This is a genomic window from Microbacterium candidum, from assembly GCF_030315975.1.
Classification (GTDB): domain Bacteria; phylum Actinomycetota; class Actinomycetes; order Actinomycetales; family Microbacteriaceae; genus Microbacterium; species Microbacterium candidum.
The window spans coordinates 541,606-553,034 of sequence record NZ_JASXSZ010000003.1; the positions used below are offsets into that span (position 1 = coordinate 541,606).

The window sequence follows — 11,429 nt, forward strand, 5'->3', positions numbered from 1 at the left end:
CACCCGAGGAGGGATGAAATGCACCGACTAGACGGCAAGGTGGCCATCGTCACCGGCGCAGGACGCGGCATCGGAAGAGCGATCGCCGAGGCGCTGCACGCGGAGGGCGCGACGACGATCGCGACGAGCCGCGCGGAATCGGATCCGACCTTCGGACCGATCGAATACATGCCACTGGATGTCGCGAGCGAGGCCGATTGGCAGCGCGTCGTGGGCCGCGTGCTCGCGGATCACGGTCACATCGACGTGCTTGTGAACAATGCGGGCATCATCGCGTACGAGCCGCTGCACGATCTCTCGATCGCGGATTGGACCTCCGTGGTCGCCACGAACCAGACAGGCGTCTGGCTCGGCATGCGCGAGGTCGTTCCGCAGATGATCACGCAGGGCGGCGGTTCCATCATCAACGTGTCTTCGATCTGGGGCTCCGCCGCCGTGAGCGGCGCGCACGCGTACCACGCCACGAAGGGCGCGGTCCGCAACATGTCCAAGAACGCCGCGATCACGTATGCCGGACAGAACGTGCGGGTCAACTCGCTTCATCCCGGCTTCATCGAGACGCCGCTGACGGACGCGCAGGCGCCCGAGGTGAACGCGTACGTCGTGTCGCAGACGCCCATGGGACGCGCTGGCAGGCCGGAGGAGATCGCCGCGGGCGTCGTCTTCCTGGCCAGTGACGAGTCGAGCTTCGTGACGGGCTCTGAGCTCGTCATCGACGGCGGATACCTCGCGCAGTGACCACTGCAGACGCAGGAGCGGAGATCCTCATGACCAACCTCGATGTCGGCGCGCCCGCGCCGGTGATCGCATCCGATCCGCCGATCGAGAACCTGCTGGCACTCAGCGGAATCACCAAGACCTTTCCAGGCGTGCGCGCGCTCGCCGACGTCGACCTCCAGGTCCGCTCGGGCGAGATCCACGCCCTGGTCGGCGAGAACGGCGCGGGCAAGTCGACACTGATGGCGGTCGCCTCTGGCGCGCTCGCTCCCGATGCGGGCGTGGTGCGGATCAACGGCGTAGACCTGGGCTCGGCCAACCCGGAGGAGGCGCGACGCCTCGGTCTCGCGATCGTCCGGCAAGATCCGGCGCTGCTGCCCGACCTCACCGTCGCGGAGAACATGGCGGTCGGCGTCGGGTACCGACGCGTGGGCGGTCTCGGCCGTGCGGTCCGCTGGGCGCAGGGGCAGCTGGACCCTTGGCAGATGGGCATCGATGCGCGTTCGCGGGTCGCCGACCTCTCCGTCGAACAGAGGTTCATCGTCGAGATCGCGAAGGCGCTCGCTCTGAACCCGCGGGTCCTGATCCTCGACGAGCCGACCGAGCATCTCAGCCTCGAGGAGGTGCAGAAGCTGTTCGCGCGGGTGCGCCAGGTCGTGTCGGACGGTGCCGCGGTGGTCTACATCTCGCACCGCATCCCCGAGGTGAAGCAGATCTCGGACCGCATCACGGTCCTCCGCGACGGCAAGGTGAGAGGGACGTTCCTCGCCGACGACGTCGACGAGGCGCAGATCATCGAGCGAGCCATCGGGCGGAAGCTCGAAGCGGTCTTCCCTGCCAAGGGCAGCATCGACGAGACGACTGCGAACCGCCTCGATGTCCAGGGCCTCCGCAGCGAGCATTTCCACGACGTCTCGTTCGCCGTCCGCAGCGGTGAGATCGTCGGGCTCGCGGGTGTCCAGGGGAACGGTCAGAGCGCGCTCATCCGGGCGTTGGCCGGTCAGGCCCTCGCGACGGGGACCGTGACGGTCGACGGGATCGCTGTGCGTCGCGGGAGCACCGCGGCGGCGCGTGCGGGAATCGTCTACGTGCCCGCCGATCGCCACCGCGAGGGCGTCTTCCTTCCCCTCTCGGTGGCCGAGAACATCTCGGCAGCGACACTGCCCGACGCATCAACGGGCGGTTTCGTGCGTGAGAAGCGCATCCTGTCGCGCGCCCGAGACCTCATCGACGCCCTCGCGATCAAGGCGCCGAGTCCGCGCACCACGGTGCAGTCGCTGTCCGGCGGAAACCAGCAGAAGGTCGTCCTGGCGCGCACGGTGCTCGCCCGTCCTCGGGTTCTCCTCGCGGAAGAGCCCACCCAGGGTGTGGATGCGGGGGCCCGCGTCGACATCTACCGCATCCTCCGCGATTCCGCTGATGCGGGTGCGGCCGTGGTCGTCCTCTCCTCGGACAGCGTGGAACTCGAAGGCCTGTGCGACCGCGTTCTGATCATGTCCCGCGGCCACGTGGTGCGTGAGCTGGCCGGAGACGAGGTCTCCGAGGCAGAGATCGGGCGCGCCGCGCTCACCTCGACGACCATGAGGGAACGCGAGGAGCACGACCGCGGCCGGCGCAGCGCGTGGCGCGACTGGCTGCGCGGCGACCATGCCCCCGCAGCGGCCCTCGCCGCCGCGTTCGTCGCGCTGGGGCTCGTGGTCGCCGCATCCAACCCGTCGTATCTCTCCGCCTTCAACATCAACAACCTGCTGTTCATGGTCGCGTCTCTGCTATTCGTCGGCGCCGCGCAGCAGGTCGTGGTGCTCGGCGCCGGCTTCGACCTGTCGATCGGGCCCGCTATGGGCTTCCTCGTCGTGCTCGCATCGTTCTGGATCACCGACGGGGGCAATCTCTATGTCGGGCTCGGGCTCATGCTCGTCGGGGCGCTCTGCATCGGCACGGTGAACGGGCTCCTCGTCAGTCGGCTCGGGGTGAGCCCCGTGGTCGCGACCCTCGCCATGTTCATGGCGCTGCAGGGGCTGTATCTGCTCCTGCGGAGCACCCCGGGCGGCGTGATCTTCCCGGCTGTCGCCGACATGATCCAGGCGCGCGTCGGCATCATCCCCGTCGTGACGATCATCGCCGTCGTGGTGCTCCTCGCGCTGGAGGTCGCTCTGCGGCGCACCCGCTGGGGCGTGGAACTGCGCGCCGTCGGCTCGAAGGCCGATGCTTCCGAGCGGCTCGGCCTCCGGGTGCGCTGGGTGCGCCTGCTCTCCTACGTGCTGGCGTCGCTGCTGATGCTCCCCGCCGCCGTCGTGCTCATGGCGCAGATCGGCATCGGCGACGGCCGCCCCTCGGTGTCGTACACGCTCTCCTCGGTCACGGTGGTGGTGCTCGCCGGCACGAGCATCTTCGGCGGCCGCGGCTCGTTCATCGCCGTCATCGCCGCCGCGTTCCTTGTGCAGCAGATCCTGAACGTGTCTCCGTTCCTCGGCCTCTCGCAGGCCTGGTCCTACTGGCTCCCTGGTCTCGTCACGCTCGGCGCGGCGAGCCTCTACGCCCTCATGCGCGGCGGCGTTCGCCGTCGTCCGCGCCGAAGCTCCGCCCCGATCGCGGCCGTACCCGGAGGTCGATCATGACGAACCACACACCCGCGACGTCGACGACATCGCTGCCGGTCCTCCCGACGGGCCGTGCCGCCGACGGCATGTGGCGCCGGATGCTCTCCGGCAGCTGGGTGCCGATCACGGTCGCGACCCTCGCTCTGTTCGTGATCAGTCCGCTGGTGGCGCCGGGGAGCCTCGACGCCGCCCCTCTTCTCTCGATGCTGCCGTTCGCGTCCGTGCTCGCGATCGCCGCCGCGGGACAGACCCTCGTCGTGCAGCAGCGGGGGCTCGACCTCTCCGTTCCAGGGATGATGGCCCTGGGGGCCGTGCTCGCGACGGCACTCCCCCAGCAGTACGGGTGGGGCGTGTGGCCCGCTGTCGTCATGGCGGTCGTGCTGCCCGCCGTGTTCGGGCTCCTCAGCGGCGGAATCATCGTGGGACTCGGGATCATGCCGCTCGTCGCGACGCTCGGGATGAACGCCGTCCTCCTGGGCACGGTGTTCTCGATCGCGAACGGCACCCCATCCGGTGCCGCCGACGAACTGAACGGCTTCGCGCTGGCGCGAACGTTCGGCATCCCGAACACGCTGCTCATCGGCATCGTCGTCATCGCGATCGCCGCGGTCATCACCCATCGGTCGATCGTCGGCCGGCGTCTCACGGCGGTCGGCGTGAGCGAGCCCGCCGCCGCTGTCGTGGGCATCCGAGTGCGGATGTATCAGCTCCTCGCCTACGGATTCGCCGGCCTCTTCTACGGTGTCGCAGGCGTGCTCCTCGCCGGCTACACGAAGACACCGCCGCTCTTCCTCGGCGACCAGTACCTGCTGCCGACCGTGGCGGCCGTCGTCCTCGGCGGCACGGCTCTCACCGGCGGCATCGCATCCATCGCCGCCTCCGCCATCGCCGCGCTGTTCCTCACCCAGTTGGGTCAACTGCTGCGATCGGTGGGGTGGCCCGACGCGGTCCAGCTCATCGCGCAGGCCGTCGTCCTCATCGCAGTCGTCCTGCTCCGCGAGTTCGTGCCAGTGCTCCTGCGCAGGCGCGCGATCCGCAGGCTTGCGACGGCGTGAGGCACGGATGCGGGCGCCGGTCGATCCGAACGGATCAGCCGGCGCCCGCGCGTCTCGGTCGTCAGGCGCTGAGCCGGTACGCCTTCATCTTGCGGTACACGGTCGCCCGCGACAGGCCGAGGATCTCCGCCGCCTTCGAGCGGTTGCCCTCCGCCTCGGCGAGGGCGCGACGGATGGCGTCAAGCTCCGCTCGCTCGATCATGGACAACATCCTCGAGCCCTGCATCTCCAGTGGCAGATCGCCGGGGAGCACAGGGCCGCGCTTGCCGGCGATGGACATCCGCTCGACGACGCCGCGCAGCTCCTTGAGATTGCGCGGCCACGGGTAGCCGCGCATGAGTGCCGCGGTCTCGTCGCGAAGCTGCAGCCCCGCGCCGGGGGCCAGCTGCTCGGCGAAGACCAGCCACAGCAGCGGAATGTCGACCGTGCGCTCCTTGAGCGACGGCACCCATGCCATCGACACACCCAGGTCTCCGGCGAGGGTGCGCGCCGCCTCCTCCTTCTCTGTCGACATCGTCAGCATCACCGCACCATGACCTCCGCGCTGCTCGAGGAGCAGCCGCAGCGCGTCGAGAGAGCTCCGGTCGAGGGCTTCGACGCCGCGCATGACGACGGGGGCGGATGCATCCAGTCGCTCCGCGACGTTCTGCAGCCATCGCCGGTTGCCCACAACGTGGCGTTCTGCGGCATCTGCGATCGCTGCGGCGTACGATGTCGCGCGGGCGCGGAAGGGCAGGCCGAGCGCCAACGACGTCTTCCCGACGCCGACCTCGCCCGCGATGAGAAGCGGACGACGCACCTCGCGGTGACGCGCGACGTCGCGAGCGACCGACATCCACTCGGGACTGCGCCCGACCAGTTGGGCACGAGCCGGCCCGACGGCCACACTGTTCGCGCTGCGCTCGCGGCCGAGCACGACGACCACCCCGGCGTCGTCGCCGAGGCGCGTGGCCTGCACGTCGACCGTGCCGTTCGACACCTCGAGAGTGAAACGTCCGGTGGCGCGGCGCTCGGCGACGTGCTGCTCGATGAGCGTCACGTCGGCAGCCGAGAGGCGCCCCGCACTGCGGCTCTGCATCACGAGGCCCTGCGGGCCGAACGCGAGCACCGCGGTCCCGTGCGTCCGCGACGCGAGAAGGAACTCCTCGAACAGTCGCCGGGCGGATGGACGCTCGACCTCCAGCAGATGCTGCTCGAGCTGGGTCGCGACAGACTTGACCATCGGGCGGAGAAGCCCGCTGCGCTCCGAGATCTCGCTCGAGATCGTTACGACCGCGAGCAGTTTCCCCGTGGCGGGATGCCGCACCGGTGAGCCGGTGCACAGGGCGGCGGAATAGAAGTCTGCGAAGTGCTCGTTGCCCGAGATCTGCAGACTCTTGCCGGTCGCGGCGACGGTGCCGACGCCGTTGGTACCGACGACGTCCTCCGCGAGCATCGCCCCGCGCACGGTGCCTAGGCGATCGAGATGCGCGAGTGCGGTGTGATCGTGCGACCAGCGCTGCAGGATCGTGCCGCGCGAATCGGCCAGCAGGAGCCCGAGACCGGTGCCGTCGAGGTCGTCGGACAGTCGCGAGAGCGGTGCCTGGAACATGTCCAGGATGTGCGCGTCGAGCAGTTCTTCCGCCACCTGCGGAACATCGCGGACGTTCGCGGGCACTCCGATGGCGTCCTTGGACCGCTGCCATGACTTCAGCAACTCGAGGTTCACCCCGGCGGCCGAGTCCGATTGCAGGAGAAAGTCGTCCTTGGCCTTCGTGACGTGGTCTTCGCCGTTCACTGGCATAGCGCTCTCCGCTCTCCGGCTCTACGGCGGGGAAGCATTCGTCTCGCCGTCGAGATCGCTGCGGCGTGACGGGTTCAGGCGCAGCGTGCTATGACACTACTGCAGCACCCGTAATACGGTCATCCCGCGGAGTGTCTCATTCTGAGACACTCCGGTCAGCTCGACCGCGGTATCGGGAGCGCTTCGCCCGACATGCGCCACTGCCGATACGCAGCAGCGGCGAGGTCGCCTGCGCGATGGATGTGCTGCTCGCACGCATCGTGCGCGGCCACCGGATCTCGTCTCACCGCGGCAGCGTCGACGATGCCGCGCAGTTCGGCCATCGAGAGTTCGACCCGGGACTCGTCGACGAACGCGAGTCGCCGGAACAGGCCGATGCGGGTGTGGATGCCCTGGAGCTGGCTCGCGAGCATCTCGTTTTCCGTGCCCTCCAGCAGGAGCCGATAGAACTCCTCCTTGGACTGCTCGCGCGTCGACAGCGTGCCCTTCGCGTAATCGCGCTCCATGACATCCAGCTGCGCGCGCAGAGCGGCGGCCTGGCGGGCGCTCGCGCGCTGTGCGAACAGCTTCCCGGCGAGGGCCTCGAGGGCCGCCCTGACCTCATACAGCGACTCGATGTCATTCTGCTCGAGCACGGTCACGATCGGGCCGCGGTTCGGGATCAGCGTGATCAGATTCTCGCTCTCGAGCTGTCGCAGCGCCTCTCGCACGACAGTGCGCGAGACGCCGTAATCGGCGCAGAGCGAGTTCTCGAGAAGCCGCTCCCCTGGAGCGAAGTTCCCCTCCAGGATGTCCTCCCGCAGCTGCCGCACGACCTCCTGCCGCAGCGGCGCCGCGTGGCGCTCGATCCTTGTCGCGACCATGATCCACTCCGCACTGTCTCAATTCGATCCACCATCCTCGGGCGCGATCGAACGCATCGTACCGTGTTACGAGATGAGCCCCGGGCCCCCTTCCCGGGGACCGAGGAGGATCACGTGAGCACTGTCGCACCACCCGCGTCGCGCGCCCTGGCGCGTCGACACGATGTCCGCACCGGCCTGTTCATCGGCGGCGATTGGGAGGATGCGGCGACCACATTCCCGGTGCTCGACCCCGCCACCGGCGAGGTCATCGCCGAGGTCGCGAACGGCGGTCCGGTCGACGCCCTCCGCGCACTCGACGCCGCCGCCGGCGCCCAAGACGCCTGGCGGCACATGGCACCCCGCGCGCGTGCCGACCTCTTCCACCGCGCGCACGGAGTGCTCGTCGAGCGCTCCGCCGCGATCGCCGAGGTGATGACGCTCGAGAGCGGGAAGCCGCTCGCGGAGGCGCGGGCGGAGGTCGAGCTCTCACTCGGCTTCTTCCTCTGGTACGCCGAGCAGATCGCCCACCTGCACGGCACCTATGCCGAAGGCTCACGCGGCGGCTACCGCATCATCACGACCCATCAGCCCGTCGGCCCCAGCCTGCTGATCACGCCGTGGAACTTCCCTCTGCTGATGATCGCCCGCAAAGCCGGTGCCGCCTTGGCCGCCGGCTGCACGGTCATCGTGAAATCGGCGAAGGAGACACCCCTGACGTGCGCACTCTTCGTCGAGGCTCTCCAGGATGCCGGCTTCCCCGGTGGCGTCATCAACCTCGTGCACACAACCGGATCGGCGGCCGTCTCCGCGGCGGTCATGGCAGACCCGCGGCTGCGGAAGGTCAGCTTCACCGGGTCCACTGCTGTCGGCAGTGCGCTGCTCGCGCAGGCCGCCCCCGGGGTCGTCAACGCGTCGATGGAGCTCGGCGGCGACGGCCCGTTCATCGTGCTCGACGACGCCGATCTCGACCTCGCGGCGGAGCAGGCCGTCATCTGCAAGTTCCGAAACGCCGGCCAGGCCTGCGTCGCGGCCAACCGCATCATCGTCCACGAATCGGTGGCGGATGCGTTCACCGAGCGCTTCCTCGCCGCGACACGGCGGCTCACGGTCGGCAACGGCTTCGACCCGGGCATCGACGTCGGCCCCATCATCTCCGCCGCGCAGCGCGAGCTCGTCGGCCATCTCGTCGACGAGCTCCGCGACGCGGACGCCGAACTGCTGCTCGGCGGAGAGCCGGTTCCCGGCGACGGGTTCTTCTTCCAGCCGACCGTGTTCCGCGTCGATGACGCGACCGCCGCGGTCACGCGGAAGGAGCTCTTCGCGCCGATTGCGACCATCTACCGGGCGACGAGCACAGCGGACGCGATCCGCTTCGCCAACGACACCCGCTACGGGCTCGCGTCCTACGTGTTCACGCGCGACGTCTCCCGTGCGATCGCGGTGAGCGAGCGTCTGGAGTTCGGGATGGTGGGGATCAACCGCGGCATCATGGCCGACCCCGCGGCATCCTTCGGCGGCGTCAAGAGCTCTGGCCTCGGCCGCGAAGGCGGCCACGACGGCATCCGGGAATTCCTCGAGCCTCAGTACCTGGCGCTCACCGTCAACGAGGCGGAGGCACTCCGATGAGCACTCCGATGATCGCGCCCCGGTCGGTGAACGAGCTGGGCCTGGGCCTCGTCCGGCAGCCCAGGCAGGTGCTGTTCGGCCCTGGCCAGCGCCGCCAGCTGCCCGATGTCGTCGCCTCCATCGGCCGCCATGCGCTGCTCGTCACCGATGCACGCATGTCCACGACCGTGGAGTTCGCGGAGATCGTCGCGGGCCTCCGCGACCACGGGCTCACGGTTTCCGTCTACGACCGCACAGAGGCGGAGCTTCCCCGGGAGAACGTCATGGAGCTGGTCTCCCTGTTCCGCGACGACAACGTCGACGTTCTCGTCGGCCTCGGTGGCGGCTCGTGCATGGACCTCGCGAAGGTCGCGTCGGTCGTGCTCGCCAACGGCGGCGACGTGCGCGACTACTACGGAGAGTTCCTCGTGCCGGGCCCTGGGGTCCCCGTTGTCACGGTTCCGACGACCGGAGGCACCGGGGCGGAGGTCACCTGCATCTCCGTCGTCTTCGATTCGGAGCGGCAGATGAAGGTTGGTGTGGCAAGCCCCTATCTCGAGGCCCACGCGAGCGTCATCGACCCGGAGTTCACCCTGACGGCCCCGCCCGGACTGACCGCGGCCACGGGCGCGGATGCGCTGTCACACCTCATCGAGGCGTTCACCGCCCGGGCGAAGAACCCCACACCGGACGAGATCACCCACAAGCTCTACGTCGGGAAGAACCTTCTGGCGGACATATACGCGCGCGCCGGAATCAGGCTCATCGGAGGAGCTCTCCACCGCCTGGCGACCGAGCCTGACGACCTGCGCGCACGCAGCGACACGATGTTCGCCGCCTACTGCGCCGGCATGGCGATCAATACATCCGGCACAGCGGGCGCCCACGCCATCCAGTCTCCGATCGGCAACCTGACCCACACGCCCCATGGAATCGGGGTCGGCGCACTGCTTCCCTACGTCATGCGCTTCAACCTGCCCGCGCGGGTCCCGGAGTTCGCCGAGATCGGTCGGCTCCTCGGAGTCGCTGACGCGACTGGGAACGAGCTCGATCAGGCGAAGGCGGGCATCGTCCGGATCGATGAGATCCTCGCCGCGATCGGTATCCCCGCGGACCTTGCCCGACTAGGGCTGAGCGCCGATCAACTGGAGTATGTCGCCGATCACGCCGTGCTCGCCACCCGACTCACCGACAACAATCCCCGCGAACTCACGCGGGAGAGCATCCTCGCTATCCTGCGTCGAGGCCACGCCGGCGACCGTGGATGGTGGTGACCGATGCAGAATCCCCGTGTCTGCGTCGTCGGGGCCGGATCGATCGGCGTCGCGTTCGCGATCGTCTTCGCGCGCGCCGGGTTCTGCGTGCGCGTCTGGGATGCCCTTGAAGACGCCGAGCCGCGCGCACGTGACGAGCTCTCCCATCGGCTCGAACTGCTGAACCTGCCTGAGGAGGTCGCGGACCAGGTGACATTCGTCCGCGACCTCGAACACGCGGTCGACGGCGTCGTGCTCGTCCAGGAGTGCGCCCCCGAGCTGCTCGATGTGAAGCGGGAGCTCTTCCTCCGCCTCGCCGCCGCATCGCCTCGCGATGCCGTGTTCGCCAGCTCGAGTTCCGCGCTCCTGCCCACGGCGATCGCGCGCGGACTGGAGGACGACGCGGCGTCCCGCGTTATCGTCGCGCACCCCGGCAACCCGCCGTACCTCATCCCCGTGATCGAGCTCGTCCCCGGCGACCGCACGGATCCTGCGGTCGTCGACCGTGCGAGTGCGCACTACATCGCCGCCGGGCTGCGCCCGGTGCGGGTGAATCGCGAGATAGATGGGTTCATCTTCAATCGGCTGCAGGGCGCTGTGCTTCGGGAGGCGTACTGCCTCGTCCGGGATGGCGTCGCCACCGTGGAGGACATCGACGAGGTGGTGCGGAGCGGGCTCGGGCGTCGGTGGAGCTTTATCGGCCCATTCGAGACCGTCGATCTGAACACGAGGGGGGGCATCGCCTCCCACGCCGAGAAGATGGGGCCTTCGTATGCGGCCATGGGCGCTGAGCGCGGACAACACGACCCCTGGACGTCCGACCTCGTCGCCGAGGTGACCGCCCAGCGACGAGCCGTCCTGCCCTCGGATCTCTGGGCAGCACGCGTCAGGTGGCGTGACGAACAACTGGCGCGGCTCGCGCCGATCTGGGACTCGATCCGCGAGGGGTCGATCAAGACTACGGAGGCACACCGTTGACCGAGCTGTTCGACCGGAGCGATGACCCGAAGTACGCACGGGTCTACCGACGCGCCACGCCCGATCTGCTGGAGAAGTTCGACGCGTTCGACAATGCGGTCTTCGCCGCCGAGGGCCGTGAGATCCCGCTGAAGTACCGCGAACTCATGGCCCTCGCGGTATCGATCACCACCCAGTGTGGCTACTGCATCGACTTCCACGGAAACGCCGCGGTCCACGCAGGCGCCACGGAGGCGGAGCTCGCCGAGTCCGCGTGGGTCGCAACCGCGATCCGTGCTGGCGGCGGATACGCGCACGGGCGCCTCGCCTTCCGACTCGCTGGCATCGATCCGCACCGACACGGCGGCGAGGCGGGGTGACGGCGATCCGTTCCGCCGCGACCCCGCCGCGGTGGCGCACGACGTGCGCAACGGATTCGTCTCGCCCCACGCCGCCGAACGGAACTACGGTGTTGTGGTGACGGCCGATTTCGGGATCGACGAAGCCGCTACGGCGGCGATCCGGGGCCGATGAGTCATCGCGGCGTGCGCCGGGGCCTCCCGGCGCACCGCCGCGCCCCGCGGAACCGCCGAGGACCGCAGCGGAATGCGCAC

Annotated in this window: 9 protein-coding genes; 7 read left to right on the forward strand and 2 right to left on the reverse strand. The window is 69.1% G+C overall.

Annotated elements, in window-relative coordinates; translation table 11 throughout:
* Nucleotides 1–18: 18 nt before the first annotated feature.
* Genes QSV35_RS11980 through QSV35_RS11990 form a run of 3 tightly spaced genes read left to right on the forward strand, consistent with a single transcriptional unit; the run spans nt 19 to nt 4,372 of the window.
* Complete coding sequence (locus QSV35_RS11980) at nt 19–738, forward strand: SDR family NAD(P)-dependent oxidoreductase (protein ID WP_286288981.1); 720 nt, start codon at nt 19–21, stop codon at nt 736–738.
* Entirely contained in the window at nt 735–3,335 is a 2,601-nt protein-coding gene (locus QSV35_RS11985) for an ATP-binding cassette domain-containing protein (RefSeq protein WP_286288982.1), read from the forward strand. The genes QSV35_RS11980 and QSV35_RS11985 overlap by 4 nt, the downstream gene beginning before the upstream one ends.
* Nucleotides 3,332–4,372 carry an ABC transporter permease gene (locus QSV35_RS11990; protein WP_286288983.1) on the forward strand — a complete coding sequence of 347 codons (1,041 nt, stop codon included), beginning with the start codon at nt 3,332–3,334 and terminating at the stop codon, nt 4,370–4,372. Before QSV35_RS11985 ends, QSV35_RS11990 begins: the two co-directional genes overlap by 4 nt.
* Before the next feature lie 61 nt (nt 4,373–4,433).
* Here QSV35_RS11990 and QSV35_RS11995 read toward each other — a convergent pair whose 3' ends face one another.
* Nucleotides 4,434–6,155: a helix-turn-helix domain-containing protein gene (locus QSV35_RS11995; RefSeq protein ID WP_286288984.1), complete on the reverse strand. Its 1,722-nt coding sequence runs from the start codon at nt 6,153–6,155 to the stop codon at nt 4,434–4,436.
* Nucleotides 6,156–6,310: 155 nt separating this feature from the next.
* The gene (locus QSV35_RS12000; protein WP_286288985.1) at nt 6,311–7,018 is read right to left on the reverse strand and encodes a GntR family transcriptional regulator; all 708 of its coding nucleotides are present in this window, start codon (nt 7,016–7,018) and stop codon (nt 6,311–6,313) included.
* A 114-nt stretch (nt 7,019–7,132) separates the two neighbouring features.
* Between QSV35_RS12000 and QSV35_RS12005 the strand changes: the two genes are divergently transcribed.
* From QSV35_RS12005 to QSV35_RS12020, 4 genes are read left to right on the forward strand one after another with little or no spacing between them, the layout of a single operon-like run.
* Complete coding sequence (locus QSV35_RS12005; protein WP_286288986.1) at nt 7,133–8,626, forward strand: NAD-dependent succinate-semialdehyde dehydrogenase; 1,494 nt, start codon at nt 7,133–7,135, stop codon at nt 8,624–8,626.
* Nucleotides 8,623–9,879, forward strand: a complete 1,257-nt coding sequence (locus QSV35_RS12010; protein WP_286288987.1) for an iron-containing alcohol dehydrogenase — start codon at nt 8,623–8,625, stop codon at nt 9,877–9,879. Before QSV35_RS12005 ends, QSV35_RS12010 begins: the two co-directional genes overlap by 4 nt.
* A gap of 3 nt (nt 9,880–9,882) precedes the next feature.
* Nucleotides 9,883–10,836 (forward strand): 3-hydroxyacyl-CoA dehydrogenase, encoded by a 954-nt coding sequence (locus tag QSV35_RS12015; RefSeq protein WP_286288988.1) that lies wholly within the window; start codon nt 9,883–9,885, stop codon nt 10,834–10,836.
* Nucleotides 10,833–11,195: a carboxymuconolactone decarboxylase family protein gene (locus QSV35_RS12020; protein ID WP_286288989.1), complete on the forward strand. Its 363-nt coding sequence runs from the start codon at nt 10,833–10,835 to the stop codon at nt 11,193–11,195. The genes QSV35_RS12015 and QSV35_RS12020 overlap by 4 nt, the downstream gene beginning before the upstream one ends.
* Nucleotides 11,196–11,429 lie beyond the last annotated feature (234 nt).

What these genes read in the sequence shown, in the direction of transcription:
- QSV35_RS11980 (WP_286288981.1), top strand. Translation starts at nt 19, where the DNA reads ATGCACCGACTAGACGGCAAGGTGGCCATCGTCACCGGCGCAGGACGC.
- QSV35_RS11990 (WP_286288983.1), top strand. Translation starts at nt 3,332, where the DNA reads ATGACGAACCACACACCCGCGACGTCGACGACATCGCTGCCGGTCCTC.
- QSV35_RS11995 (WP_286288984.1), bottom strand. Translation starts at nt 6,155, where the DNA reads ATGCCAGTGAACGGCGAAGACCACGTCACGAAGGCCAAGGACGACTTT.
- QSV35_RS12000 (WP_286288985.1), bottom strand. Translation starts at nt 7,018, where the DNA reads ATGGTCGCGACAAGGATCGAGCGCCACGCGGCGCCGCTGCGGCAGGAG.
- QSV35_RS12010 (WP_286288987.1), top strand. Translation starts at nt 8,623, where the DNA reads ATGAGCACTCCGATGATCGCGCCCCGGTCGGTGAACGAGCTGGGCCTG.
- QSV35_RS12015 (WP_286288988.1), top strand. Translation starts at nt 9,883, where the DNA reads ATGCAGAATCCCCGTGTCTGCGTCGTCGGGGCCGGATCGATCGGCGTC.